General features: G+C 66.0%; 24 protein-coding genes and 1 other RNA gene. 6 read left to right on the top strand and 19 right to left on the bottom strand.

Translation table 11 applies throughout. The features are described from left to right. Window positions 1-46 precede the first annotated feature (46 nt). From METUNV2_RS0102165 to METUNV2_RS0102150, 5 genes are all read right to left on the bottom strand, one after another. A complete protein-coding gene (locus METUNV2_RS0102165; RefSeq protein WP_018227877.1) occupies window positions 47-1051 on the bottom strand; it encodes a Bug family tripartite tricarboxylate transporter substrate binding protein in 1005 nt (334 codons plus the stop codon). A gap of 54 nt (window positions 1052-1105) precedes the next feature. Then, window positions 1106-2632, bottom strand: coding sequence for an acyl--CoA ligase (locus tag METUNV2_RS0102160; RefSeq protein ID WP_018227876.1), 1527 nt, complete (start codon window positions 2630-2632; stop codon window positions 1106-1108). Window positions 2633-2957: 325 nt separating this feature from the next. Next, window positions 2958-3140: non-coding RNA, 6S RNA (ssrS, locus tag METUNV2_RS19435), on the bottom strand. Window positions 3141-3175: 35 nt separating this feature from the next. Further along, the gene (locus METUNV2_RS0102155) at window positions 3176-3481 is read right to left on the bottom strand and encodes a cell division protein ZapA (protein ID WP_018227875.1); all 306 of its coding nucleotides are present in this window, start codon (window positions 3479-3481) and stop codon (window positions 3176-3178) included. Then, window positions 3478-3708, bottom strand: coding sequence for a hypothetical protein (locus METUNV2_RS0102150; protein WP_232415588.1), 231 nt, complete (start codon window positions 3706-3708; stop codon window positions 3478-3480). The genes METUNV2_RS0102155 and METUNV2_RS0102150 overlap by 4 nt, the downstream gene beginning before the upstream one ends. A 70-nt stretch (window positions 3709-3778) precedes the next feature. On the opposite strand from METUNV2_RS0102150, the gene cobU reads away from it, so the two are divergent. Both cobU and METUNV2_RS0102140 read left to right on the top strand, forming a co-directional pair. Beyond that, window positions 3779-4315: a bifunctional adenosylcobinamide kinase/adenosylcobinamide-phosphate guanylyltransferase gene (cobU, locus tag METUNV2_RS0102145; RefSeq protein ID WP_018227873.1), complete on the top strand. Its 537-nt coding sequence runs from the start codon at window positions 3779-3781 to the stop codon at window positions 4313-4315. Next, window positions 4258-4881, top strand: a complete 624-nt coding sequence (locus METUNV2_RS0102140) for a histidine phosphatase family protein (RefSeq protein WP_232415587.1) — start codon at window positions 4258-4260, stop codon at window positions 4879-4881. The genes cobU and METUNV2_RS0102140 overlap by 58 nt, the downstream gene beginning before the upstream one ends. A gap of 74 nt (window positions 4882-4955) precedes the next feature. On the opposite strand, the gene METUNV2_RS0102135 is transcribed toward METUNV2_RS0102140, so the two are convergent. Then, a complete protein-coding gene (locus METUNV2_RS0102135; RefSeq protein ID WP_018227871.1) occupies window positions 4956-5216 on the bottom strand; it encodes a hypothetical protein in 261 nt (86 codons plus the stop codon). A gap of 223 nt (window positions 5217-5439) precedes the next feature. Here METUNV2_RS0102135 and METUNV2_RS0102130 point away from each other — a divergent pair, with 223 nt between their 5' ends. Then, the gene (locus METUNV2_RS0102130; RefSeq protein ID WP_018227870.1) at window positions 5440-6021 is read left to right on the top strand and encodes a histidine phosphatase family protein; all 582 of its coding nucleotides are present in this window, start codon (window positions 5440-5442) and stop codon (window positions 6019-6021) included. Between the two features lie 78 nt (window positions 6022-6099). Then, the gene (msbA, locus tag METUNV2_RS0102125; protein WP_026187805.1) at window positions 6100-7851 is read left to right on the top strand and encodes a lipid A export permease/ATP-binding protein MsbA; all 1752 of its coding nucleotides are present in this window, start codon (window positions 6100-6102) and stop codon (window positions 7849-7851) included. A 13-nt stretch (window positions 7852-7864) separates the two neighbouring features. Here msbA and METUNV2_RS0102120 read toward each other — a convergent pair whose 3' ends face one another. Beyond that, window positions 7865-9061 carry a glycosyltransferase gene (locus tag METUNV2_RS0102120; protein WP_018227868.1) on the bottom strand — a complete coding sequence of 399 codons (1197 nt, stop codon included), beginning with the start codon at window positions 9059-9061 and terminating at the stop codon, window positions 7865-7867. A 146-nt stretch (window positions 9062-9207) separates the two neighbouring features. On the opposite strand from METUNV2_RS0102120, the gene METUNV2_RS0102115 reads away from it, so the two are divergent. Beyond that, window positions 9208-10182 carry a PEP-CTERM sorting domain-containing protein gene (locus METUNV2_RS0102115; RefSeq protein WP_026187804.1) on the top strand — a complete coding sequence of 325 codons (975 nt, stop codon included), beginning with the start codon at window positions 9208-9210 and terminating at the stop codon, window positions 10180-10182. 85 nt (window positions 10183-10267) lie between these two features. Here the strand turns inward: METUNV2_RS0102115 and METUNV2_RS0102110 are convergent, their stop codons facing one another. The 4 genes from METUNV2_RS0102110 to METUNV2_RS0102095 form a co-directional block, all read right to left on the bottom strand. Next, a complete protein-coding gene (locus METUNV2_RS0102110) occupies window positions 10268-11044 on the bottom strand; it encodes a ferredoxin--NADP reductase (protein ID WP_018227866.1) in 777 nt (258 codons plus the stop codon). A gap of 106 nt (window positions 11045-11150) precedes the next feature. Beyond that, a complete protein-coding gene (locus METUNV2_RS0102105; protein ID WP_018227865.1) occupies window positions 11151-13430 on the bottom strand; it encodes a hybrid sensor histidine kinase/response regulator in 2280 nt (759 codons plus the stop codon). A gap of 24 nt (window positions 13431-13454) precedes the next feature. Beyond that, the gene (locus tag METUNV2_RS0102100) at window positions 13455-14285 is read right to left on the bottom strand and encodes a PhnD/SsuA/transferrin family substrate-binding protein (RefSeq protein ID WP_018227864.1); all 831 of its coding nucleotides are present in this window, start codon (window positions 14283-14285) and stop codon (window positions 13455-13457) included. A gap of 102 nt (window positions 14286-14387) precedes the next feature. Beyond that, window positions 14388-15458 carry a glycosyltransferase gene (locus METUNV2_RS0102095; RefSeq protein WP_018227863.1) on the bottom strand — a complete coding sequence of 357 codons (1071 nt, stop codon included), beginning with the start codon at window positions 15456-15458 and terminating at the stop codon, window positions 14388-14390. Window positions 15459-15523: 65 nt separating this feature from the next. On the opposite strand from METUNV2_RS0102095, the gene ilvD reads away from it, so the two are divergent. Next, window positions 15524-17389, top strand: a complete 1866-nt coding sequence (gene ilvD, locus METUNV2_RS0102090; RefSeq protein ID WP_018227862.1) for a dihydroxy-acid dehydratase — start codon at window positions 15524-15526, stop codon at window positions 17387-17389. A 59-nt stretch (window positions 17390-17448) separates the two neighbouring features. Here ilvD and METUNV2_RS0102085 read toward each other — a convergent pair whose 3' ends face one another. Genes METUNV2_RS0102085 through METUNV2_RS0102050 form a run of 8 tightly spaced genes read right to left on the bottom strand, consistent with a single transcriptional unit; the run spans window position 17449 to window position 25034 of the window. Continuing rightward, window positions 17449-18672: a multifunctional CCA addition/repair protein gene (locus METUNV2_RS0102085; protein ID WP_018227861.1), complete on the bottom strand. Its 1224-nt coding sequence runs from the start codon at window positions 18670-18672 to the stop codon at window positions 17449-17451. Continuing rightward, complete coding sequence (locus tag METUNV2_RS0102080) at window positions 18673-19629, bottom strand: complex I NDUFA9 subunit family protein (RefSeq protein WP_018227860.1); 957 nt, start codon at window positions 19627-19629, stop codon at window positions 18673-18675. It abuts the gene before it with no gap. A gap of 52 nt (window positions 19630-19681) precedes the next feature. Then, complete coding sequence (locus METUNV2_RS0102075; RefSeq protein ID WP_081618496.1) at window positions 19682-20368, bottom strand: energy-coupling factor ABC transporter ATP-binding protein; 687 nt, start codon at window positions 20366-20368, stop codon at window positions 19682-19684. Continuing rightward, window positions 20353-21081 carry an energy-coupling factor transporter transmembrane component T family protein gene (locus METUNV2_RS18795; protein WP_018227858.1) on the bottom strand — a complete coding sequence of 243 codons (729 nt, stop codon included), beginning with the start codon at window positions 21079-21081 and terminating at the stop codon, window positions 20353-20355. Before METUNV2_RS18795 ends, METUNV2_RS0102075 begins: the two co-directional genes overlap by 16 nt. Then, complete coding sequence (gene cbiM, locus METUNV2_RS0102065) at window positions 21078-21683, bottom strand: cobalt transporter CbiM (protein WP_018227857.1); 606 nt, start codon at window positions 21681-21683, stop codon at window positions 21078-21080. The genes METUNV2_RS18795 and cbiM overlap by 4 nt, the downstream gene beginning before the upstream one ends. A gap of 20 nt (window positions 21684-21703) precedes the next feature. After that, the gene (locus tag METUNV2_RS0102060; RefSeq protein ID WP_157281255.1) at window positions 21704-22159 is read right to left on the bottom strand and encodes a carboxypeptidase-like regulatory domain-containing protein; all 456 of its coding nucleotides are present in this window, start codon (window positions 22157-22159) and stop codon (window positions 21704-21706) included. An 8-nt stretch (window positions 22160-22167) separates the two neighbouring features. After that, a complete protein-coding gene (locus METUNV2_RS0102055) occupies window positions 22168-22860 on the bottom strand; it encodes a DUF4198 domain-containing protein (RefSeq protein ID WP_036271160.1) in 693 nt (230 codons plus the stop codon). Between the two features lie 17 nt (window positions 22861-22877). Next, window positions 22878-25034, bottom strand: coding sequence for a TonB-dependent receptor (locus METUNV2_RS0102050; protein WP_157281252.1), 2157 nt, complete (start codon window positions 25032-25034; stop codon window positions 22878-22880). Between the last annotated feature and the right edge of the window lie 56 nt (window positions 25035-25090).

Here is a 25090-nt window from a genome sequence, read left to right as displayed (position 1 = left end):
ACGGGCGGGGAAGACCCGCCCGTATGCATTGCCACTGCAGCCGGGATTACTTGGCCAGGAAACCCGCTTCCTTCATCAGGCCGTAGTGCATGGCTTCGGTCTTGCCGAGCCAGTCACTGAATTCCTTGCCGGTCATGAAGGTCTGCTTGAACGCACCCTTCTTCATGAACTCGGCCCAGTCCGGCGTCTCGCGCACCTTCTTGAACAGATTCACGTAGAAGTCGACCTGGTCCTGGGTCACGCCCGGCGCCAGGAAGATGCCGCGCAGCATCAGGTACTCGACCGGAACGCCCGCGCTCTTGCAGGTCGGGATGTCGCCCCACGACTGGGTCGCCGTCACCTTCTCGTTGTACGGCAGCTTTTCGCTGTCCATGATGCACAGCGGGCGCAGCTTGCCGCCACGCCAGTGGGCTTCCGCCTCGATCGGGTTGTTCACGGTCGAATCGACGTGGGCACCGACCAGCTGCACCGCCACGTCACCGCCGCCCTTGAACGGCACGTAGGTCATCTTCTTGCCGGTGGCCTTGTCGATCATCGCGGTGATGATCTGGTCTTCCTGCTTCGAGCCGGTACCGGCCATCTTGAAGGTGTTGGCCGGCTTGGACTTGACCGCTTCGACGTAGTCCTTGGCGGTCTTGTACGGCGCGTCGGCATTCACCCAGAGCACGAACTGGTCGAGCGCCAGCATCGCACCCGGGGTGAGGTCACGCCAGTTGAACGGAACACCGGTCGCCAGCGGCGTGGTGAACAGGTTCGACAGGGTGATGATGATCTTGTGCGGGTCGCCCTTGGCGCCCTTCACTTCCAGAAAACCTTCCGCGCCGGCACCGCCGGACTTGTTCACGACCACCAGCGGCTGGGCCATCAGCTTGTTCTTGGCCACGATGCCCTGGATGAAGCGGGCCATCTGGTCGGCACCGCCACCGGTACCCGCCGGCACCACGAACTCGACCGGCTTGGTCGGCTCCCACGCCTGTGCGACGCCGGTCAGACCGATGGTGGCAATGGCGGTTACGAGGGCACGGCCGGCCCACTTCCCGAATTTGGTCATGTGCATGTCTCCTTTTTTGTGAAAAACGGTACTGCGCGGAAGGGAGAGTGCCTGTCAGCCACCCAGGCCCAGTTTCTGGGCGAGACCGATGCGCTGCAGCTTGCCGGTCGCACCCTTCGGGATTTCGTCCATGAACAGAATCTTGCGCGGCACCTTGAAATCGGCCAGCCGGGTCGCGGCGAAAGCGGTGATTTCCTTGTCGGTGGCCTGCTGACCTTCACGCAGCACGACGACCGCGCCGACTTCCTCGCCCAGCTTGGGGTGGGGAATGCCGAAGGTCACGACCTGCGCCACGGCGGGGTGGTCCATCAGGACTTCATCGACTTCGCGCGGAGAGATCTTCTCGCCACCGCGGTTGATGATTTCCTTCAGGCGGCCGGTCAGCGACAGATAGCCTTCGGCGTCCTTGCTGCCCTGGTCGCCGGTGCGGAACCAGCCGTTCGTGAAGCCTTCCTTGTTGGCCTTTTCGTTGTTCTCGTAGCCCGGCGTCACGTTGGCGCCGCGGATGACGATTTCGCCGATTTCGCCGGCCGGCAGGATGTTGCCGTCGTCGTCCATGATCTCGACTTCAGGGCCGGCGGCCAGACCGACCGCGCCCGGCTTGCGGGCGCGCGGCGGCAGCGGGTTGGACGCCATCTGGTGCGACGCTTCGGTCATGCCGTAGGCTTCGATCAGCGGTGCGCCGAAGGTTTCTTCCAGTTCGCGGATCACCTGCGGCGGAATCGACGACGACGACGAACGCATGAAGCGCAGCGGATTGCGCTCGATGATTTCCTTGTTGCGCGAGGCGCGCGACAGGATGGCCTGGTGCATGGTCGGCACCGCGGTGTACCAGGTCGGGTGCGCTTCATCCATCAGCGAGAAGAACTTCAGCGCGTCGAAGCCCGGCGTGCAGAACACCGAAGCACCGGCGGACAGCGGCGCCATGATGCCGGCGATCAGGCCGTGAATATGGAACAGCGGCATGATGTTCAGGCCGCGGTCTTTTTCGGTGAAGGCCAGCGTCGCGCGGATGTTCTGCGCCGAGGCGGACACGTTGCGCTGGGTCAGCGGAACGATCTTCGGACGCGAGGTCGTGCCCGAGGTGTGCAGCACCAGCGCGACGTCGTCAGCCTGGGCCGAACCGCCGTTGGCGGCCGGAGCGACAGTGGCCGCGTCACGCGGTTCGAGCGAGAAGTCGCCGGCGGCTTCGTTCGACACCAGGTCGAGCACGCGCACACCCAGCTTCTGCGCGACTTCGATCGCCGGCGACACGCTGCCGCGTTCGACCACCAGGGCCTTGGCGTTCAGGTCGGACAGGTAGAACTCGAATTCCTCGGCGCGATAGCCCGGGTTCAGCGGCGCAGCAGTGGCACCGGAGGCGATGCTGATGAAGGAGCTGGCCATGTCCGGGCCATTCGGCAGGACGATGGCGACGCGGTCGTTGCGACCGATGCCCAGTTCATTCAGTCGTGCAACGGTGCGCGACATCAGTGCGCGCAGGTTGCCGAAGCTCAGATCGGTGCGCGCGGGCGCAGACAGCGCCACTGCCGAATCGGCACCGTTGGAAAACAGCTCGGCAAGCGTGGAAATACCGGACATACAGACTCCGCAAAGCTCAATAGAACGAAGGAACGGATGGGTGCATCCGGTTCCGCGACAGGCCCGTATGCGTCGTATGGACGCACCGGACGATATGGGCGACCGAGTCTTTCCGAGTTTGAACGCTGGTTCAAGACGCGGCGCCGCAAAACGGTCTGCTCCAGCAAAGCTGGCGCAGCACAAATCTTCAATGGAGCACTGTGTAACAGATGCGCTACACAGGCAGACCCTGACAGGGTAGCCAGGGCAAGGAGAGAAGGCCGCTTCTGGCGGCCGGGTCAGTCAGCCCGGGGTGTCGGGCGACGGACCGTACTACTTCGAATCGGGGACCCCCGCGTATGTCGCTAGGCCGGCATCCTGAACCGGGGGTTCAGAGCGGCCGCGTTCCTGCCACATCAGGCACACCCGCAAGGGGTGCGCACAACAGCGGCGTCGATGGTTCGCGACCTCATGCCAATGAGACATTGGTTCAAGGAATCTATGACCTTGGCGAACACCGCAGGGGATTGATGCGCAAGGACTTTCACCTTGCTGCAACCGCTTCTAGAAGAGCTTTTCCTGTGCGGAAAGCGCCTCGTCGACACGCGACTGCATGGCATTGATTCTACGCCGCAGCGGCACCAAATCAACACCGCCAGTCGCCTGGATCTGAAAAATTTCGTGCGCGAGATTCAGCGCACACATGACCGCAAGACGCTCGCCGGACGCACGCGTCGCTTCAGCCAGATCGCGCATGCGGCGCTCCACCAGCTCGACCGACGCGTTCAACGCATCGCGTTCGCCTTCGCGGCACTGCACCCGGTATTCGCGACCGAGTATCGTGATTTCGACCAGATTGGAATCGCTCATTCCTGGGGCAGCCTTTCCAGAAGACCGCTCACCTTTTCGCGTGCTGCGGCGACCTTGTCGCCGAGCACCCTGTTCTCGCCTTCGAGCGCCGCAACGCGATTGCGCAGGACGATGTTTTCGTCATGCAGCGCGCGGAAGCGACCGAGCAGGATGTCGAGCCGGTCGCCGAGCTGGTTGATATCGTGATCCATCGGCGAACTATAGGTGCGCGCCGGCGGAACGGTCAAGACAAGGGCCCGCCGCGCCGTCCGGCGGCGCGGTCTTACAATCCGCATTCCTATTGCAGAGGGCTGGAGCGTGCGCGAACTGATACTGGGTGGGGCCCGCAGCGGCAAGAGCGCCTACGCCGAACGCCGGGCCGCCGACAGCGGCCTCGAGGTGGTGATGGTGGTGACCGCCGAAGCCGGCGACGGCGAGATGGCGGAGCGCATCGCCCGCCACCGTGCAAACCGGCCAGCGGACTGGACGGTGGTCGAAGCGCCGCTCGGACTGGCACAGGCGCTGCGTGACACCGCTGCACCCGGCCGCTTCCTGGTGGTGGACTGCCTGACGCTGTGGCTGTCCAACCTGCTGATGGATCTGGACGAGCAGCGCGGCGCACCCCTGCCCGAGCGCTTCGTCCACGAGCGAAACGCACTGCTCGAAACACTGCCCGACCTGCCGGGCCGGATCGCGCTGGTGTCCAACGAGGTCGGCTGGGGCGTGGTGCCCATGGGCAGACTGTCGCGCGTCTTTGTCGATGAAGCGGGCCGGTTGCATCAGGCGATCGCGGGCGTGTGCGAGCAGGTCACCCTGGTCGCTGCCGGCCTGCCTCTGCATTTCAAGCAACCGTGAAACGGCTCTGGCTGGTGCGGCATCCGCCGGTCGCGGTTCCGCCGGGCATCTGTTACGGACGCACCGACGTGGCGCTGGCCGCACCGCCGGACGCGATGGCCGCAGCACTGAACGCTTGCCTGCCCGAGAACTTCAGCCTGCTGAGCAGTCCACTGCAGCGCTGTGCAGAACTGGCCCGCCTGCTGCACCCCGCGCCGCACTTCGATGCCCGCCTGCAGGAAATCGATTTCGGCGCCTGGGAAATGCAACCCTACGACGGCTTGCCACGCGCCGACATCGATCGCTGGGCGGCGGATGTCTGGGGTTTCCGACCACCGGGCGGCGAATCCGCCAGCGATATGGCGCGTCGGGTGGACGCCGCCTGGGCTGAACACGCAGAGCATGTTCAGGTAGTGGTGGCCCACGGCGGGCCGCTCAGGGTGATCGCCGGTCGCCTGCTCGGGCTGCCTCAGCCGGCGTGGCTGGACATTGCCTGCCCTCAGGGCGGCTGGATTGAATTGCGGCGTGACGGCCTCAACTGGCAGCAGGTCGGCCAAACAGCAAGGGAAGTCCGCTCAGGACAATGACGGAAAGCGGATCGGCAAAAGAAAAAGCCACCCTTTCGGGTGGCTTTTTCAGATGCTGCGGTGACCGCGATGGATCAGCGGCTGGCTTCGGCCTTCTCGACCCGCTTGTCGGCGGACGATTCGGCGACACGTGCGCTGTCCACCTTGCGGGTGAACACCCAGCGCGACGGGGTCTTCACGAAAGCGTAGCCGGTGGGCGCATCGATGAACACCCGGTAGTCTTCGGGGTGACCGACCGCGCCGGACGACACCGATGCTTCGGTGGCGGCCGAGGCGCCGAGCGTGGCGATCGCGAGTGCAGACGCGAGAGCGATGCGGAGTGCAGTGGTTTTCATGGTGAAGCTCCTTGCAAGTTGAAAAGCAGAAAATGCTGTCGTTGAGTTGAATGTAGTGCAGCGCAGCAAACCTTTCAACCCCGCACGGGGAAGGCATTTGCGTCAGATCAAGTAAGAATTTTTTGCAGCGCATCACAGTGCAATCCCGGCGTTACACAGTGCTCCAACCTCACATTTCGAAACGATGACGCCCGGTTTGGCGTCATGCCATGAATGCAACACCATGAACGAACTGTTCCGCCTGAGTGATCCGCTGGACCTCTACCTGATACGTCATCCGAAGCCCGAGGTGGATCCGTCGCTGTGTTACGGCGCGGTCGATCTGCCGTTGGCGGAAGACGCTGCCGCAGTCGCCAGCCGGCTCACGCCACTGTTGCCGGCGGATGCCCGCGTGGTCAGCAGTCCTCTGAGCCGTGCCCGTCTGCTCGCCGAAGCACTGGCGACGCGGGTGAACACCGACGCACGGCTGGCAGAACTGGATTTCGGCGAATGGGAAATGAAGCCCTTCGCCGAAATCCCGCCCGAAGGCTTCGAGGTGTGGGGTCATTCGCTGATCGACTTCCGCGCACCGGGCGGAGAGCTGTACGCCGACATGGCGGCGCGGGTGTGGGCAGCGTTTGAAGCGCACCGGGCCGATACGAAGGCGCTGGTCATCGTCGCCCACAACGGTCCGATGCGCGCGCTGACCGGCACCTTGCTGGGCCTGCCAGCGAATCGCTGGCTGAATCTGGAGTTCGAATTCGGCCGGCTCACCCATCTGACGATCGGCCCGCTCGGCCCCAAGCTGCGCGCGATGAACCGCTAGCGGTGGCAGATCCTCGGCGCCGGTGACGGAAAACCGCGTGATCCGGGATAATCGCGGCTTCTCCGCCCTACGCCTGCCATGACTTCACCCCAGGTTTCCAGCCGCGCGCTTTATGTGCGCCTGCTCGGCTATGTGCGCCCGTACTGGATCGCCTTCGCCGTTTCCATCGTCTGCATGGCACTCACCGCGGCCGCCGAACCGGCCTTCCCGGCCATCATGAAGGCGCTGCTCGACGGCGGTTTCAACGGCCAGGACCCGGACGCGATCTGGTTCTACCCGCTGGCCATCGTGCTGCTGTTCGTGGTGCGCGGCATTTTCGGCTTCATCGCTGACTACGCCTTCGCCTGGGCGGCGAACAACGTGGTGCTGGACCTGCGCCGCGCCATGTTCGGCCGCCTGCTTGCGCTGCCCACCCGCTTCTTCGACAACCAGTCGTCCGGCGCGCTCATTTCAAAAGTGGCCTACGACGTGCAGGGCGTGACCCAGGCCGCCACCAACGTGATCACCGTGTTCGTGCGCGACTCGCTCACCGTGCTCGGTCTGATGGCCTGGCTGCTGTGGCTGAACTGGACGCTCACGCTCATCGTGCTGGGCATGCTGCCGCTGATCGCGCTCATCGTGCGGCTCAGTTCGCGCCGCATCCGCGAATCGGCGCGCGGCGCGCAGACCGCCATGGGCAGCATCGCGCACACGCTGGAAGAAACCATCGAAGCGCACAAGGTGGTGAAGATCTTCGGCGGCCAGGACTACGAAATGGGCCGTTTCGAGGCGGCCTGCCGCAAGCAGCGCCGGCAGAACATGCGCAACATCGTGGCTGCCTCGCTGGTGTCGCCCATGACCCAGGTGCTCACCGCGATGTCGCTCGGCATCGTGATCGCGATCGCGCTGAATGATTCGGCGGCACAGCGCACCACGGTCGGCGGCTTCATGGGTTTCGTTACCGCCATGCTCATGCTGCTGGCACCGCTGAAGCGTCTGACCGACGTGAACGCGCCGCTGCAGCGCGGCCTGGCCGCGGCGGAAAGCGTGTTCCAGCTGATCGACCAGGACGCGGAACGCGATGCCGGCACGATAGAGATCGCGCGCGCGCACGGGCGCATCGACTTCGACCAGCTCGGCTTCGGCTATCCGGACCGGGAACAGAAGGTGCTGCAGCACTTCGACCTGTCGATCGCACCGGGCGAAACGGTGGCGCTGGTCGGCGCGTCCGGCTCCGGCAAGACCACGCTGGCCCATCTGCTCGCGCGCTTCTATGCGCCGACCTCGGGCCGCATCCTGCTCGACGGGCACGACATCCAGAACGTGAAGCTGGCCAGCCTGCGCGCGAACATGGCGCTGGTGAGCCAGGACGTGGTGCTGTTCAACGATTCGGTCGCGGCCAACATCGCCTACGGCGCGATGCGCGGCGCCAGCCGGGAAGACATCGAGGCGGCCGCGCGTGCAGCGCAGGCCTTCGATTTCATCCAGGCGATGCCGGAGGGCTTCGACACGCTGATCGGCGAGAACGGCGTCAAGCTGTCCGGCGGCCAGCGGCAGCGGCTGGCGATCGCGCGCGCGCTGCTGAAGAACGCGCCGGTACTCATCCTGGACGAAGCCACGTCGGCGCTGGACACCGAATCGGAACGCCAGGTGCAGGCCGCGCTGGAGGTGCTGATGAAGAACCGCACCACGCTGGTGATCGCCCACCGGCTGTCCACCATCGAGCGCGCCGATCGCATCGTGGTGATGGACCGCGGCCGCATCGCCGAAATCGGCCGGCACGCCGATCTGCTGGCGGCCGGTGGCATGTACGCCAACCTCTACAACTCGCAGCTGGGCGGCGGCGAGTAAGCGGGCAGACGGTTCAGCGCGCCATCAGCGCGTCGAGTTCGGTCGCAATGCGGGCACCGGTGAGCACCGGGTCGGCGTCGACGTGCCGCGCAGCCAGTTCAGCCGCCGCCTGCGCAAAGGACGGTTCATCGCGCAGCCGGCGCAGCAGCGCCGGATAGTCCACCGACTTGCTGCCCGGCGCCACCGCCAGACCGAAACCGCCATCGGCGATGCGGCGCGACACCATGTACTGTTCCATGTGATTGGGCAGCGTCAGCTGCACGCAGCCCGCCAGCGCGGCGGCGCTGACCGTGCCGATGCTGGCGTGGGTGATCACGATGTCGGCGTCGCGCACCACCGGCGACATCTTGACCGGCTGCGATTCGAAACGCAGCCGCGGGCCGGCCAGCCGGGCTGCGGCATCCGGAGACAGCCCCTTGGCATGGACCAGCGCGCGCAGGCCGCTGTCGCGCAGCGCACCCATCACCGCGTTGAAGTCCGCATGTTCGGGCGACAGATAGGCGAACACCCGCGGGCCTTCGCCCGCCGGCCACACCGGGTCAACGCCGCTGTCACCGACAAAGCTGGGGCCCACCATGTCGACCCTGTCGTCGTAATCCGGGTAATGCGCCAGTTCGGGCAGCGTGGCGGCGAGGCAGCGCACGCCGTCGAACAGCGCGGTCAGCCTCGGCATCGCCGGCTCACCCAGCAGCTCAAGTGCGCGGTTGGCCGGCGCAAGCACTGTGGCGTCGCTGCGCGCGCACAGCTGCACCTCATCGTGATTCCAGTAATTCATCGCCGGATACACGTCGCGATGCGGCGGAATCTCGAAACAGTTGCCGATGGCCGCCACCGGTACGCCGCGGCCCCGCATCGCCAGCATGGCGGTGGGTGCGTGGTCACACACCAGCAGATCGGGTTCATACAGATCGAACAGCGCACGCCAGGCCGACATCAGCCCCGCCAGACCAGCGGCATCGAGCCAACCGGCTGCGGCCAGCACTGCGGAGTAATTGACCAGACGCGGCGGATTGACCATGCGCGGCAACCACACCGGCGACTGCAGTACCGGAAAGCCATCCGCCACCACCCGACCGTGCGCGCGCGCCAGATCCTTGAGTGCGAACGCGACCTCATGCCCCCGTTCGCGCAAGCCGCGTGCGGTGATGAGCATACGGTCGATATGACCCATATTGGCGCCCAATTCCCACGCCATCAGTACGCGGCTCATTCTGTGGATTCCTGTCGCCCGTTTTTACACAACCCCGGATGCAATACGCACAGAGCACCCCAAGCCATTGATTTAATGATTTGTTAACAATTAGGCACGCTTCTTGTTAATGAAGACGCGGTCGCATCCTACAGGACTCAAACACAATGAAAGTACGTCTTCATACCCGCCCGACGCTGATGGCCGTATCGCTGGCCTTCTGGCTGGGCCATGCACCGTTCGCTGCGGCGGCGCCGGTACTGGGTGCCAGCACCTCGGCCAGCAGCAACGGCAGCGTGGGCGTCGAGAGCACCTACTCCTATGCCGGTTACCAGAACAGCAGCACCTACGCCTGGGGTGGCAGCTATGACTCCGCCTCCGGCTACGCCTTCTCGTCGTCGTCCGGTGCCTATGCCGTTTCAAGTTATGCCACCGGCTACACCGGCAGCGGCACCGCCTTTGCCAGCTTCCTGAACACCGTGGTCAATACCAGCGGCGTCGCCCAGCACTACACGCTGAGCTTCAAGATCTACGGTGGTTCTCTGTCCACGTCCGCCTACGCTACGCTGGATCCCGACGAATACCTGCGCTCCAGCTATTCGGCGTCGATCAAGGTGAATAGCCAGCAAGTGTGGTTCTCGTCCGCCGGCATCGACAACACCGGCGGCAGCACCACGTCGACCAAGTCGGGCACGGACCTGAACTCGGGCGACGACGGCAGCGACGGCTACTACAGCTGGGGCAGCAGCTATGTCACGGTGGATCTGGGCATTCTGGATCCGGGCGAGTCGCTGGACGTGCTGGCTGAACTGAGCGACAGCGCACTGAGCAATGTCGGGGTGTATTCCTATTCCGGCAGCGGTGGCTATGACGGCTACGGCGGTTATGGTGGCTACAACTACTGCGGCTACGGTGAAGTGGCGACGCTGGCTGCGGCGACGGCCGACACCGGTCTGGTCGAGGGGTGTGTGACCTCCAAGGGCAACGCCAGCGCCTTCTACGGCGACCCGTCCGAAATAGACGCCGACCCGCTGGCGTTTGCGGTCACCGCGAACGCGGTGCCGGAGCCGGGCAGCCTGGCATTGCTGGCGATGGCCGGCGGTGCCGCTGCACTGGCACGACGACGCCGTCGCGACAGCTGATCGCAGCGTACTCCAGAATGAAAATGGCACCTTACGGTGCCATTTTCATTTGCAGGCCTGTGCCGCGCGCACGCGCGCCTGCGGATCAGCGCTCGACGAAGGCGCGCTCGATCACGTAGTCGCCCGGTTCGCCGATCCCCGGGGAGATGACGAAGCCGCGCGCATCCAGCAGATCGGCGGTGTCCTTGTTCATGCTCGGGCTGCCGCAGATCATCGCACGGTCGGTTTCCGGGTTCAGCGGCGGCAGGCCGAGGTCGTCGGTCATCTTGTTGCTGATGATGAGATCGGTCAGACGACCGCGGTTGCGATAGGGCTCGCGGGTCACGCTGGGGTAGTACAGCAGCTTGTCGCGCACCAGCTCGCCGAGGAACTCATCGTTCGGCAGTTCGTTCTCGATGTAGTCCTGGTAGGCCAGTTCGTTCACGTGGCGCACGCCGTGGAACAGGATGACCTTGTCGAAGCGCTCGTACGCTTCCGGGTCGCGGATCAGGCTCAGGAAGGGCGCCAGGCCAGTGCCGGTGCCGAACAGATACAGATGCTTGCCCGGCTTCAGATCGTCCAGCACCAGCGTGCCGGTCGGCTTGCGGCCGACCAGGATTTCATCGCCCGGCTTCAGGTGCTGCAGCTTGGAGGTCAGCGGACCGTCCTGCACCTTGATGCTGAAAAATTCGAGGTGCTCCTCGTAGTTGGCGCTGGCGATGCTGTAGGCGCGCAGCAGCGGCTTGCCGCCGGTTTCCAGTCCGATCATGACGAAATGGCCGTTGCGGAAGCGCAGCGACGGGTCACGCGTGGTCTTGAAGCTGAACAGGGTGTCGTTCCAGTGATGAACGCTCAGGACTTTTTCAGGGGCGACGGCAGCCATGGCAATTAAAGAAAGGTCGGAAATTGATGGGATGATGATTTATAGCGCCGCAGCGCACCATAACTCAAGGAGTCAAAAGACAATAATTCAATAACCTTGAGTTATCTCAACCACGATCCGCCAGGTGGCGCGCCAGCGTTTCGATCAGCTGGCGGGCGTGGAAGGGCTTGGAAATGAAGTCGTTCATGCCGGCTTCGCGGCAGTGCTGCCTGTCCTCTTCCAGCGCGTTCGCGGTGATGGCGATGATGGGCGCGTGCTGCCAGTAGACATCGTCCAGCGCCCGGATGTGCCGGGTGGCGTCCAGGCCGTCCATGACCGGCATCTGCACATCCATCAGCACCAGATCGAAATGGCGCTTGCGGCAGGCCTCGACCGCCTGTGCGCCATCGGAAGCCTGGGTGATGCGCACGCCGTGGCGCGACAGCAGGCGCTTGAGCAGCACCTGGTTGACCGGCGTGTCTTCGGCGATCAGCACGTCGGCGTCCAGCGTCAGTACTTCCGCGTCAGCCGCCTGCGCCGGCGCCTGCGCATCCCGGTTGCGGGCCGCCGGCAGCGGCAGATCCACCCGGAACACAGTGCCCTCCCCCGGCTCGCTCTGCACCGAAAGCCGGCCCTTCATCAGTTCCACCAGCCGCGACACGATGGACAGGCCCAGACCGGTGCCCCCGTAATTGCGGGTGGTCGACGAATCGGCCTGCGAGAACGGTGCAAACACCTGATCGATCTTGTCCGCCGCGATGCCGATACCGCTGTCGCGCACGGTCAGTACGATCATGCCTTCCGCCAAGGGCGCCAGCCCGACGGTCACGCCGCCACGGTCGGTGAACTTGATGGCGTTCGACACCAGATTGGACAGCACCTGGCGCACCCGCAGCGGATCGCCCACCACCAGCGACGGCAGGCCGGGTTCCAGCCTGCTGTTCAGCGCGATGCCCTTGGCCGAGGCCTGGGCGGAAAACAAGGCCAGCGTGTCAGCCAGCAGCGCGGGCAGATCGAAATCCACCGCCTCCATGGTCATCTGCCCGGCTTCCACCTTCGAATAATCCAGGATGTCGTTCAGGATGCCCATCAGACTGTCGGCAGACGACTTCACCCAGCCCAGGCTTTCGCGCTGTTCGTCGCTGAGCGGACCGTCGAGCACCACGTCAGTCATGCCGATGATGCCGTTCATCGGCGTGCGGATTTCGTGGCTCATGGTGGCCAGGAAAGCCGCCTTGGCGCGGCTGGCCTTTTCGGCCTCTTCCTTGGCGCGGCGCAGTTCGTCCTCCGCTGCACGGTCGGCGGTAATGTCCTCGCTCAACCAGAGCCGGCCGATTTCCCGTCCTTCGTCGTCACGTACCGCGAAGCTGCGCTGCAGCAGCGTACGGCCGTCGTCCAGGTGCAGTTCGCGCACATCGTCGACCGGCGCGAACACCGGCGCCCGCTTCGGACCGGACACGCAGCCCCGGCAGATGGCCTCTATCCGCTCGAGCGAGGCCAGCCGTTCCGGTTCCGGTGACGGCGGCAAGGCCCACACGCGCGGCAGGTGCTCGTTCATGTAGAGCACATGGCCTCCTCGATCGGCCAGCAGCACGCCGATGTCCATCGCCTCCAGCAGCGCCTCGAAGCGGCCGTTGGCTTCTGACGCCTCACGTGCCAGACCGCGTTCCTTGTCGTGCAGCGCCTCCAGCTCGCCGATGCGCTCGCGTATCGCGGCCGACATGGCGTTGAAGGCACGACCGAGCTGGCCCACCTCGTCCTCGCCTTCGACCACCGGGTCCGGCGTCACCCGCCCCTGTCCGACTGCTTCGGCGGCCCGGGTGAGCTGCACCAGCTGGCGGGTGAGCCACAGCCCGAGCACGGTGAGCAGCGCCACCGACAGCAGCAGTTCACCGCCGGCGATGGCCGCGCCCTGCAGCAGCAGCTGCCGGTTCGCAGCCTTCAGCGCCGACATGTCCAGACCGAAACGCAGCACGCCCAGCTGCTGGCCGGCCAGCGCGATCGGTGTGCTGAGGTCGTACACCGGCGGATCTTCTTCGCTGGCGAGATCGAATACCGGGTCCAGTTCGGGCAGCCTGGCATGGCGGGCGATACCGCTGGCCGCCATTGTCTTGCCCTGGGTGTCCTGCAGCAGCAGATAGGCGATGCCGCGGCTGGACACGCTTTCGTCCAGCACCGCCTGCAGCGTGGCGTAATCGCTCTGCGCCATCGGCGCGACCAGTGCCGCGTTCAGGATGGGCATGATCTGACGCGCGTGCTCTTCCGCCTGCTCGGTCATATTGGCCCGTTGCAGCCGCACGCTGTTGCTCACCAGCAGCGTGAGCATGACCGCCTCGACCAGCAGCGCGGCAAGCAGCAGGCGCCCGCGTACCGAGCGTTTCAGACCGAGGCGGAAGGGGTTGTTCACTGCAGGCTTTTCACTGCGGCTTGTTCACTGTGCCGATTTCTTCAGCTGCTCCCGCACTTCGGCGGCGTAGGGCGCCATCACCTCGAGTTCGCCCGGGCCCAGCTTGCGGTAGCCCTCCAGCTTGTAGCGCACGAAATAGTCGCGACCGGCCTGTGAATCCGCGAAAGACCACAGCGCAGCATCGATGGCCGCCGCCCGGGCAGACTCCGACGGACTGAGCAGATAGACGCGGCCGGCCAGCGCCGGGCTTTCCGACAGGAAGCGCAGCTGGGCCTGCACTTCAGGCGTGAGCCCCTGGAAATTGGCCAGCGACATGGTGCCGGCCGCTACCTCCCCATTCAGCAGCAGTTGGGCCACGCTGTCGGCAGCGCTGACGAAGCGCACCTGGGTTCCGGTGGCGCCGTTGTCGGCCATCCAGTGCAGGCCCCACAGGGTGACCAGCGAAGACGGACTCAGGCCGGCCACCGGCTGGCCGGTCAGGTCGCGCGCGCTGCGCGCCTTGCTGCCGGCGGCGGTCACCATCACCGCCCGGAAAGGCGCCTTGTACGTCAGCAGGGGCCGGTAGCGGGCGTCACTTTTGAGCAGTTCGGCCTGGTGGCCGGTGGTGATGACCAGGTCGTACTCGAGGTTGATCGCGCGCCGGGCGAATTCGGTGAAATCGGGGGCGGTCATGATGCTGGCCGGTACCCCCAGCGCCTTCTGCAGATGCAGGCGCAACGGTTGATACATTTCGATGATGACGCGCGAACTGGTGTGGGGCGCCACACCGATGCGCAGCGGCCGCGCGTCCTGCGCAACGGCAGGAAGGCAGAGCGCGCACAGCGCCACGATCAGGAGGACGATTCGACCCAGCATGCCGCTTTCAGCCCAGTTCGACAGAACAGAATCAATTATCGGTGCAAAGCGTCCGTCCTTGAGATGAACCGCGCATGAAGAAATGTGGCGCCGGCCCCGCTTTCAGGCCGCCCTCAGCCAGTCGAACAGCGGCCCGAAGCAGGCGTCCGGCGTGAAGCGGGCACGGGCGGCGGCATGGGCAGCGGCGGCCAGCGCGGCACGACGCTCTGGCTCGTCCAGCAGCGACTGGCAGGCGGCGGCGAACCCGGCCGCGTCGTCCGCCTGCAGGAAAGCGCGGCTGGCCAGATCTTCCAGCCCGCGCGCCCCCTCCTTCGTGGTGACCAGCGGCAGCCCGGCCGCCAGCGCCTCCACCGTCTTGATCTTCAGGCCGGAGCCCCAGCGCACCGGATTGATCGCCACGTCGATGCCGCACCACAGGTCGGCGACGTCGGGCACGAAACCGCGCCGGGCGACCCCGGGCGGCAGCGGATCGGCCACGCAGGCGGCGATGTGGCCGGCCAGATCGAGCCGGGCACCGCTCAACGCCGGCCAGACCTGGTCGAAGAACCACTGCAGACCATGCCGATTGGCCACCCACTGGCTGGCGGCATAGCCGATCACCCGGCTGTCCGGCCGCAGTGGTTGCGCCGGCAGCACCACCGGATGCGGCACACACAGCGCGCGCTCACCCAGCACCGCCGCCACCCGCGCATGGTCGTTCGGCTGAATCAGCAGCACCCGGTCGTACTGGCCGAGGAACGTCATTTCCTGCGCGAATTCCAGCGGTTCAGGCACTTCTGCGCCTTCGCGCCGGCGCGCAGCGGCGTTGTCGCTGACCAGATCGTGGGTATCCATTACCAGCCGCACGCCCGGCGGCACAGCGCGCCGCAGGAAATCCAGCTGCAGCCGCGACAGCACCACCACGTCCGGCGCCAGCTGCCGGCACAGCGACTGCATCGCGGCCAGTACACCGGCCCGCTCCGGCCGCTCCACGTTGCCGGCGGCCAGCCGGTAGCGGTGGGGCGCCGCCTCGACACAGGTCCGCGCGCTGTCCTCCGCGCGCTCCGGGAAAAATACGGTGAGATCGCACACCGCGGCCAGCGCCTCGATCAGCGCCGCGGTGCGGGTGGCTTCGCCATTGCCCGGCCGCCAGTAGCGGCTACGGGTGACGAACAGCAGTTTCGGTCGGTACATGGGCAGGGACGGAACGGTACGGGGCGGATAGAATTCCGCTTTTACCCGATTCTGCAGGAGCTTCCATGCCCGCCTACCGTTCCCGTACCTCGACCCACGGCCGCAACATGGCCGGCGCCCGCGCACTGTGGCGCGCCACCGGCATGAAGGACGGCGATTTCGGCAAGCCCATCATCGCCATCGCGAACAGCTTCACCCAGTTCGTGCCCGGCCACGTGCACCTGAAGGATCTCGGCCAGATGGTCGCGCGCGAGATCGAGAAGGCCGGCGGCGTGGCCAAGGAATTCAACACCATCGCGGTCGATGACGGCATCGCGATGGGCCACGGCGGCATGCTGTACTCACTGCCCTCGCGCGAACTGATCGCCGACAGCGTCGAATACATGGCGAATGCCCACTGCGCCGACGCGCTGGTCTGCATCTCGAACTGCGACAAGATCACCCCGGGCATGCTGATGGCCGCACTGCGGCTGAACATCCCGACCGTGTTCGTGTCGGGCGGCCCGATGGAAGCCGGCAAGGTCGTGCTACCCAACAGCGGGGGCCAGAAGATCATCGCGGTCGACCTGGTCGACGCGATGGTCAAGGGTGCCGACAGCAACTGTTCGGACGAAGAGGCCGAAGCCTACGAGCGCAGCGCCTGCCCCACCTGCGGCTCCTGCTCCGGCATGTTCACCGCCAATTCGATGAACTGCCTGACCGAAGCGCTGGGCCTGAGCCTGCCGGGCAACGGCTCAGTGCTGGCCACCCACGCCGACCGCAAAGCGCTGTTCCTGCGCGCCGGCCAGCTGGCGGTGGAACTGTGCCGCAAGTACTACGAAGGCGACGACGCCTCGGTGCTGCCGCGCTCGATCGCCAGCTTCCAGGCCTTCGAGAACGCGATGGCGCTGGACGTGTCGATGGGCGGCTCGACCAACACCGTGCTGCACCTGCTGGCCGCGGCCAAGGAAGCCGGCGTGCATTTCACGATGGCCGACATCGACCGCATTTCGCGTCACGTGCCCTGCCTGTCCAAGGTGGCACCGGCCAAGTCCGACGTGCATATGGAAGACGTGCACCGTGCCGGCGGCATCATGGCCATCCTCGGCGAACTGGACCGCGCCGGCCTGATCCACCGCGACCTGCCGACCGTGCACAGCGCCACGCTGGGCGAGGCACTCGACAAGTACGACATCGTGCGCACCCAGGACGAAGCGATCCGCACCTTCTACCGCGCCGCGCCCGGCGGCATCCCGACCCAGGTCGCGTTCTCGCAGGACCGCCGCTACCCGGAACTGGACATCGACCGCGAGAACGGCGTCATCCGCAACAAGGCCAATGCCTTCAGCCAGGACGGCGGGCTGGCCGTGCTGTACGGCAATATCGCCGAGCGCGGCTGCATCGTGAAAACCGCCGGCGTCGATGATTCCATCCTGAAGTTCTCCGGCACCGCCAAGGTGTTCGAAAGCCAGGACGACGCGGTGGCCGGCATCCTCGGCGACCAGGTGAAGGCCGGCGACGTGGTGGTGATCCGCTACGAAGGCCCGAAGGGCGGCCCGGGCATGCAGGAAATGCTGTACCCGACCACCTATCTGAAGTCCAAGGGCCTGGGCAAGGCGTGCGCGCTGCTGACCGACGGCCGCTTCTCCGGCGGCACCTCGGGCCTGTCGATCGGCCACGCCTCGCCGGAAGCAGCCCAGGGCGGCCTGATCGCGCTGGTCAGGGACGGCGACGTGATCGAGATCGATATCCCGAAGCGCACCATCCATCTCGCCGTGGACGACGCCGAACTGGCGCACCGCCGTGAAGCGGAAGAGGACCGCGGCGCGGCCGCCTGGACGCCGCACGCACGCGAACGCGTGGTGTCGACCGCGCTGCAGGCTTACGCGCTGATGACCACCAGCGCCGACACCGGCGCGGTGCGAGACCTGTCCCAGCTGAAGCGCGGCTGACCCGGCCCAGCCACCGCTGCTCGTGCGGCGGTGGCTGCCTGCGCGCGCCGGCGTCCGACTCAGCGCAGCGCCGCGACCGCCTCCACCCGGGCTTTCTGCACCGCCTGAGCGATGGCCGGGCCTGAGGCCTTGCCGGACTCGGCCAGTTTCTTCGCCACCGCGCCGGCATCGACCGACCTGAATGCGGCGGCCGCCGCACGCACGATGCCGGCCTGCGGATAGCCGGCCTCATCGCGACCCGGCCGGCTGCGCGCGTCCGCCTCGCAGGCGAGCAGGATGTCTTCCAGCCGCTCCGGCTTGCGCATCACGTCCAACCGTTCCAGCAGTTTCACCATCGTGTCGGCGCGCAGTTCGGCGGCGCGGTGCACATTCGTGTGTTCCTGCGCCACCAAGCGACCGATGTCGGCGATGTCGACCGGTACGCGCAGACGCTCGGCCACCTCACGCGCCAGCTTGGCGCTGCGCGCCTCGTGCGCGATGTGGCGCGGCCATTCTTCCTTCGGCGTGGTGCCCTTGCCCAGATCGTGCGCCACCAGCGCCCAGCGGGTGGCCAGCGACGCACGGTGCGCCGCCGCCCAGTCCAGACACTGCATCAGGTGGAGACCGGTGTCGATTTCCGGATGGTGCTGTGGCGGCTGCGGCACGCCGAACAGCGCGTCCGCCTCCGGCAGCACCACCTTGAGCGCGCCACAGGCGCGCAGCACCTCGATCATGCGCGAAGGGCGGGTCTCCATCAGCCCGCGCGACAGTTCCTGCCACACCCGCTCGGCCACCAGCGCATCGGCTTCGCCGTTGTCCACCATGTCGCGCATCAGCGCCATGGTGTCCGGCGCCACCGTGAAGTCGTGGAAGCGCGCGGCGAAGCGCGCCAGGCGCAGGATGCGTACCGGGTCTTCGACGAAGGCTTCGCTCACGTGGCGCAGCACGCGTGCCGCGATGTCGGCGCGGCCGTTGCACGGATCGATCAGCGTGCCGTCATCAGCGCGCGCAATCGCGTTGATGGTGAGGTCGCGGCGGAGCAGATCCTGCTCCAGCGTGACCGTGCGGTCGGCGTGGAACACGAAGCCGCGGTAGCCGGGCGCGGTCTTGCGTTCGGTGCGCGCAAGCGCGTGTTCCTCGTGCGTGACCGGATGCAGGAATACCGGGAAGTCGCGGCCGACCGGGGTGTAGCCGGCGGCGACCATGTCTTCCGGCGTCGCGCCAACCACCACCCAGTCGCGATCGCCGGGCGGCAGGCCCATCAGCTCGTCACGGACCGAGCCGCCGACGCGGTAGATCTCCATCTATCTGTGCGCCTTCGAGCGCGCATGCTCGAAGCGGTCGGTCGGCCGGAAATCGGCCAGACAGGCGTCGATTTCGCTCTCCAGCGTCGCCGGCACGAAATCGAAGGGCAGCGTGCAGCCGGATTCGCACACATTGTCGACCTGCATCGAGCGCAGGTTGTCGCGCGACATCAGCGTGGGGCCGGGCGCCAGCTCAAGCGCCAGCGCCTGCAGCGACGCCAGCGGACCAGGCAGGCCGATCACGCAGCGCTCGGCGCCGATGGCGCGGCCGGTCATCCTCACCAGTTCGCGCATGGTGTAGACCTTGGGGCCGCACAGCGCAAAGGTCTGCCCGATGGCGGCATCATCGTCCAGCGCGCGCACGATGCAGCGCGCGACATCGCGCACCGACACCGGCTGGTAGCGGGTGTCCGCACCGGCCAGCGGGAACACCGGCGCGATCTTCAGCAGGCCGGCGAACATCGACAGGAAGCACTTGCCGTCGCCGAAGATGAGCGAGGGGCGGAATACGGTCCAGGGCACGCCGCCGTTGCGGACGGCGGCTTCACCCGCGGCCTTGGAACGCAGGTATTCGGACGGCGCACCATCGGCTGCGCCCAGCGCGCTGACGTGCACCAGCCGCTGCACGCCGGCCGCCTTCGCCGCGGCGGCGATGGCCTTGGGCAGCGCGACGTGGGCACGGTCGAAATCGCGGCCCCAGGGCTGACCGCTGCGGGAGTGCAGGATGCCGACGCAGTTGATCACCGCGTCCGCGCCGGCTGTCAGCCGTGCGAGTTCAGCCGGGTCATGTACGTCGGCTTCGACCACATCGACCATGGGCAGCAGGATGAGGTGCTTGGCACGGTCACGGCGACGGGTGGGCACGATGACGCGCACATTGCGTTCGGCCAGCAGGCCAGCCACCTGGCTGCCGACGAAGCCGGCGCCACCGATCAGAAGGACGGTTTTCGGAAACATGACTCAACACCACTCGCGCAATGGATACGGCGCAAGATGCTACCAGCCTGCGTCAGACGGCGTGCGTCGGTGCGCCACGCGGGTGAAGGCAACCGTCTTCCATGTCGTAGCACCTGCCTGCAATGCCACGCAGGAAAAGCCTGTCGTGCGACACCACGAGCATGGCCTGGGGCAATCGCCCGAGCACATGTATCAGACGCTCACGGGCCGCCGGGTCGAGGCCGGTATCTGGTTCGTCAAGCAGCAGCAGTTCTGGCCGCATGGCAAGCAGACCGGCCAGCGCCACCAGCCTTTTCTGTCCGCCCGAAAGATGCCCTATCGGACGACGGGCGAGCGACGCAATGTTCAGCGTGTTCATCACTTCGTCGACGCGGGCCCTGACTTCGCCACGGCTGCACCCCTGATTGAGCGGGCCAAAAGCAATGTCCTCCTCCACCGTCGGGCAGAACAGCTGGTCATCGGAATCCTGGAACAGCAGTCCGAGCCGCCCGTAAAGCGGACGGAAATCGTCTTCGCTGCGGCAGGCGCAGCCGAACAGTTCGACCGACCCTTCTCCCGGCGCGATCAGTCCGGCCACGATCTGCAGCAGCGTAGATTTTCCGCAGCCGTTATGACCGGACAGCCCGACACGATCACCGGGATTCATTTCGAGATTCAGCCCCCGGATCAAGGCCTCGCCGGGAGATCGCCCGAACCGCAGATTGCTGAGCACAAGCACCGTATTCAGGATGCACTCCATACCTGCAGAAGCCCGAGTACGAGCAGCAGTAAAAGAATGCCGGCCGCATCGATGCGGCCGGCACTGAAGTGCAGCAGCACAGGAAACTCTCCACGCCAGCCACGGCATTTCATGGCCAGTGAAATCCGGTGCGCACGATCCACCGCGTCGGCGATCAGCAGGCAGAGGGCATAGCCGGTCGTGCGTACGGTATGCAAATCGGCCCGGGGAACGAAGCCGCGCAGCTTCATCGCCCGGAACCGACGCAGCCGCACCTGATCAAGCACATCGATATAGCGCAGCGCGAACAGGAAGACGCGTATCAGTCGCTTCGGCACACGCAGATGTAGCAGCGCATGCCCCAGGGTGATCGGCTCGATTGCGGTCACGAACGCGGTCATCGTCAGCAGCAGCACATTGCCGGAGAGCAGCATGCGCACCGCCTGTTCCAGCCCCTCGTGCGACGCGCTCCAGCTTCCGAACTGCGCCGCCGGCGCCCCGGACACCGAGAAGGGGAGCGTGCAGACCGCCAGCAGCATGAACACATTCATTGCCCCCAGCCGTCTGAGGGCGTGCACGCCCGAGTACGACACGGTGCCCAGCAGCATCAGCAGGGCCACCGCGAGCGCGCTCAGGGACGGACCGGCAATCACCCACAGCGACAGCAGACCTGCCGCGGCCACGCGGCAGCGCGGATCGAACCGCCGCATCAGGTCAGGCTGCGGCAGGTTCATGCCTGAGCCGCCAGCAGTGCGGGACGCATGCGGATCAGCGTGCTCAGCACGATGCCGGTCACCAGCGCTTCGATCACGGCTACCGGCAGGTGGGCGACCAGAACGCCGGTCATCAGCGGCATGAAGGCACGGCCGCCGCTGAGATACAGAGCCAGCGTCATCAACAGCACACCGCCGGCAATGGCGACGGCACCTGCCAACCCGCCGCGCATCAGTGCTGCCCTGGGCTGCAGACCGGCCGGCGGGGCGAACAGCAGGCCGCACAGCAGTGCCGGCAGCCCCATCACCACGGCATTGACACCCAGCGAGGTCAGCCCGCCGAAGCCGAACAGGAGCGCCTGCAGCAACAGGGACACCAGAATCACCGGATAGGCGGCCCAGCCCAGCATGATTCCGCACAGACCGTTCAGCACCAGGTGCACGCTGCCGACCCCTACCGGCACATGGATCAGCGACGCAACGAAGAACAGCGCGGCCATCATTCCGGCAAGAGGCAGCCTGTCGTCGTCGAGCCGCTTCAGCCCGACACCGGTCAGTACCGCAGTGATCGCCGCCCCCCCTGCGAGCACAGGCCAGTTCAGCACACCCTCAGCAATATGCATCCGCTCTCTCCGGCTCCTCGTCAGCGGCGCGCGCGCCACATCATCATCAACCCGGCCAAGCCAACCAGATAGCCGACCCCGCCGATCACCTCATGCATGCGGATGCGCGATTCACTGCGCGCGAAATCCTCGCGCAGCTGCTGCAGTTCGGTTCGCATCACCGTTGCACACGGCTGTTCGGCCGGCGGCGCGAAATCGAGGATGGCTTCGCTGCGATGCCCCTCCTCGCCCGACGCCACCAGCGTGTAGCGTCCGGCCACGGCTATCGGCAACGTGAAGCGGCCGTCCGCCCCGGTCAGCGTGTCCGCAACGGACTGCCCGTCCGCCGTCAGCGCCCGCACCCGCTCGCCCGCCGCAGGCGTATCGTCGGAATAGTAGGCACGGCCGGCAAAGCCGGTCGCCGAAGCAGCGGCCGACAGGCGCAGTCCGTGTGCCCAGGCTGGCAGGGACAGGGCCAGCAGCAGGGCGATCAGCACGCCGCGCATCATGGCGTCTGATAGCGCAGATTGGCGGCGAGCGTGGTGCGCTCTGCCTCGGGGCCAGCATAGGGGATGACATGCGACACGCCGATCAGCTGTCGCCCGGCACGGACCGGCACGGACACCTCGCCCCGCTCGTCGGTACGCAGGGTCGATGCAGACGCGTGGCCGTCGAGTTCCACCGCCGCACCGGCCAGCGGCTTGCCTTCGAACAGTACGCGCAAGGTCAGGCGTTCTCCGGTCCGCGGCGCGCGCTCGGCGAGCGGCACGATTTCCATGCGCAGGCCGACCGGTTGCCGCACTCGTGGCGTCCAGCGCAATACCGTCTTGCCGAACTTCAGTGATTGCCCTGCCTCACTGGCCTCCGGCACCGCTGTGCGAGGCAGATTCTTCCACTCTCCGCCCACCTTGGACCAGAAGCCGTTATCGAACTCGACCGTCATCAGATCAGGTTCGCCGCTGCCCTGTGCCGCCACCGGCTGCACGGACCTGTCCAGCGCAACATCAAGTTCTCTGGCGCCCTGCCAGGCGCGAACTCGCTGGACCTTCGTCGCATCGTAGGCCAGCACGTCAGCGCCATGCCCGTACAGGACCGGATAGCGGGGACCGTCCAGCTCCACCCAGGCGTCATGAGCCATGACAGGCAGTACGCCGAGCGCACACGCTGCGCTCACAAGGCATCGAATCAATGCATTCATGTGTTGTCCCGTATCGTTCAGAGAGGAATCTGGATGCCGGTGGTGAGCTGCAACTGCGGGCGGGGCGATACGCCCACGGCGCCCCCGCCGAAGTCGAACTGCACCTCGTTCAGCGGGCGGTCGTAATACACCGCAGACGCGAATACGCTCGTACCACGCCAGTCCGGACGAGACCACGCGATCCGGCCGGTGTAGCGGTTGTAGCGACCGGCTCGCATCGAATCGTCTGACGTCAGCGACTGCGGCCCGGTGAGGGTGTCCGCCAGAGAAAGATCAAAGCGATTCACTCCGGCCTGCATGACGCCATCCACTCCCAGCGTCAGGCTGTACTCCGGCACATTGGTGATGTGATCGGCGCCGGGCGTGGTCGGATTCAGGCTGCGGGCACGCACCCGGCTGAAGTTGCCGAACACGTTCAACGCGTCACTGAAATGCAGGCGGCCCTCGACGTCCATGCCGTCCCGGTCCGTCTTCTGGAAACTTTCGAACACGCCCACGCTGTTTACCCCGGCCTCACTGTCCTGACGGGTGTTCCAGAGCGCCAGCCGCCAGCTGTAGCGGCGGTCGGCCGCTGCGCCCTGCAGACCGGCCTCGTAACTGCGCACGGCAGACACGTCCAGCCCCGGTAGTGCTGCAGTCACCCCCAGGTTCGCGTAGTAGTCGGCGAACGGATAGGGGCTTTTCAGCCCGCGAGCGGCATTGGCGTAGATTTCCGCCCGGTGCTCCCCGCTGTCGGAGAGCGCCCAGGCCAAGCCGAACTTCGGACTGAACTGGCTGCGCGAACGCGACACTGACTCTGCGCCAACCAGCGCAGCGGCAGCAAAGCTGTCGTCTTCCGGGCGCAGTCCGATATCGAAACGGAGATGGTCGTAGCGCAGCCCCGCACTGAGCTTCAACCGGCTGACCGGCTGCAGCTGATACTGGGCATAGAAGGCCGAAGTCCGGGTGTCGACATCGCGACCGACCGACACCACATCACCGGGACCGCTGATGCGATGCCGCCAGGCATCGGTCCGGAAGCGTCGTGCGTCGATGCGTTCGTCGTTGAACTGGACACCGGCCATCAGTTGCGACGGCATGCCCGCGGTATCGAAAGTGCGCGTCTTGCGCACGTCAAAGCCGAACTGCGACAGCCGATCGCGCTCCTGACCGAGGTCCACGCTGGCGCCTATCGGTCCGCCCAGCGCGTAGTTGGTCCATCGCCGGCGCACGTCCTGATTCACATAGACCGTTGCAAACCATCCTCCTCCGGCATGCTGCCCCGCCTCATCGTTCGAGCGGTAGTTGAACACCAGATTCTGCTGCGATTTGGCATCGCCGATACCTCGTGACAGCGCGTCGCGACGGCTGATCTCGCCGCTGCGTATACGCCCCAGATCAAGATAGCCCGGCGCATCGGCCTCTGCCTCGTAGGCCTGGAATCGCACCGACGCAAGACCCTGACCAAGGTCGAACATGTAACGCGCAAATACGTTCTCGCGCTCGATGCGGCTCTGATCTGCATAACCGTCACCACGCGTCACATCTGCCGCCAGCAGCAGACGCCCGTTGCCCACTGGCGTATTCAGCACCGGCAGGGCGCGCACCTGACCGAAGTTGTCGACCGTCATCTTCACCCCGGAGCTGGCATGCGCATCCGTGAACAGCTGAACCGACCCGGCGATTGCATGGTTGCCGGCCAGCACGCTGAATGGCCCCCGCACGAACTCGACCCGGCTGATCAGTTCCGGAATCAGCTGGGCCATGTCCATATAGCCATTGGTGTGCTGAGAGCCGGTGACATTCAAGGGCATGCCATCAAGATAGACCGCGATATCCCTGCCGTGCCCGCTGGAAAATCCCCGCGCCTTGATTTCGTAGGCGACCAGACCCTGACCGTACTGCATCAGGCTGACTCCGGTCATGCCGCGAAAGATGTCACCGTAGCTGGTGATGGTCCTGCGATCCAGCTCCGCCTTCTCAAGCACGGTGACCGATGCCGGCAAGGCCTGCACATCGTCGCTGATCTCGTGCGGTGCAACCCGCACCAAATCGGCACGCACCTCGACTTCCGGCAGACGCACCGCTTTTCTGTCCTCCGCCGATGCGGCACCTGCGTCCGCAGCTGACAGCACAAGCAGCGGAAATGTCCGCAAAACGGCTGTCAGCCTCGATCCTTTCAATCCGGTCTTCACTGCCTGGTCTCCCTTGTTGTCATCCGGGGCTCCCGCAGCAAAGCGAGGCCACAGAC

Source organism: Methyloversatilis universalis EHg5, assembly GCF_000378945.1.
GTDB classification, from domain to species: domain Bacteria; phylum Pseudomonadota; class Gammaproteobacteria; order Burkholderiales; family Rhodocyclaceae; genus Methyloversatilis; species Methyloversatilis universalis_A.
The sequence above is the reverse complement of the archived record's forward strand: the minus strand, read 5'-3'. Positions and strand labels throughout refer to the sequence as shown.

What these genes read in the sequence shown, in the direction of transcription:
- METUNV2_RS0102165 (WP_018227877.1), bottom strand. Translation starts at nt 1,051, where the DNA reads ATGACCAAATTCGGGAAGTGGGCCGGCCGTGCCCTCGTAACCGCCATT.
- METUNV2_RS0102160 (WP_018227876.1), bottom strand. Translation starts at nt 2,632, where the DNA reads ATGTCCGGTATTTCCACGCTTGCCGAGCTGTTTTCCAACGGTGCCGAT.
- METUNV2_RS0102155 (WP_018227875.1), bottom strand. Translation starts at nt 3,481, where the DNA reads ATGAGCGATTCCAATCTGGTCGAAATCACGATACTCGGTCGCGAATAC.
- METUNV2_RS0102135 (WP_018227871.1), bottom strand. Translation starts at nt 5,216, where the DNA reads ATGAAAACCACTGCACTCCGCATCGCTCTCGCGTCTGCACTCGCGATC.
- METUNV2_RS0102130 (WP_018227870.1), top strand. Translation starts at nt 5,440, where the DNA reads ATGAACGAACTGTTCCGCCTGAGTGATCCGCTGGACCTCTACCTGATA.
- msbA (WP_026187805.1), top strand. Translation starts at nt 6,100, where the DNA reads ATGACTTCACCCCAGGTTTCCAGCCGCGCGCTTTATGTGCGCCTGCTC.
- METUNV2_RS0102120 (WP_018227868.1), bottom strand. Translation starts at nt 9,061, where the DNA reads ATGAGCCGCGTACTGATGGCGTGGGAATTGGGCGCCAATATGGGTCAT.
- METUNV2_RS0102115 (WP_026187804.1), top strand. Translation starts at nt 9,208, where the DNA reads ATGAAAGTACGTCTTCATACCCGCCCGACGCTGATGGCCGTATCGCTG.
- METUNV2_RS0102110 (WP_018227866.1), bottom strand. Translation starts at nt 11,044, where the DNA reads ATGGCTGCCGTCGCCCCTGAAAAAGTCCTGAGCGTTCATCACTGGAAC.
- METUNV2_RS0102100 (WP_018227864.1), bottom strand. Translation starts at nt 14,285, where the DNA reads ATGCTGGGTCGAATCGTCCTCCTGATCGTGGCGCTGTGCGCGCTCTGC.
- METUNV2_RS0102095 (WP_018227863.1), bottom strand. Translation starts at nt 15,458, where the DNA reads ATGTACCGACCGAAACTGCTGTTCGTCACCCGTAGCCGCTACTGGCGG.
- ilvD (WP_018227862.1), top strand. Translation starts at nt 15,524, where the DNA reads ATGCCCGCCTACCGTTCCCGTACCTCGACCCACGGCCGCAACATGGCC.
- METUNV2_RS0102085 (WP_018227861.1), bottom strand. Translation starts at nt 18,672, where the DNA reads ATGGAGATCTACCGCGTCGGCGGCTCGGTCCGTGACGAGCTGATGGGC.
- METUNV2_RS0102080 (WP_018227860.1), bottom strand. Translation starts at nt 19,629, where the DNA reads ATGTTTCCGAAAACCGTCCTTCTGATCGGTGGCGCCGGCTTCGTCGGC.
- METUNV2_RS0102075 (WP_081618496.1), bottom strand. Translation starts at nt 20,368, where the DNA reads ATGGAGTGCATCCTGAATACGGTGCTTGTGCTCAGCAATCTGCGGTTC.
- METUNV2_RS18795 (WP_018227858.1), bottom strand. Translation starts at nt 21,081, where the DNA reads ATGAACCTGCCGCAGCCTGACCTGATGCGGCGGTTCGATCCGCGCTGC.
- cbiM (WP_018227857.1), bottom strand. Translation starts at nt 21,683, where the DNA reads ATGCATATTGCTGAGGGTGTGCTGAACTGGCCTGTGCTCGCAGGGGGG.
- METUNV2_RS0102055 (WP_036271160.1), bottom strand. Translation starts at nt 22,860, where the DNA reads ATGAATGCATTGATTCGATGCCTTGTGAGCGCAGCGTGTGCGCTCGGC.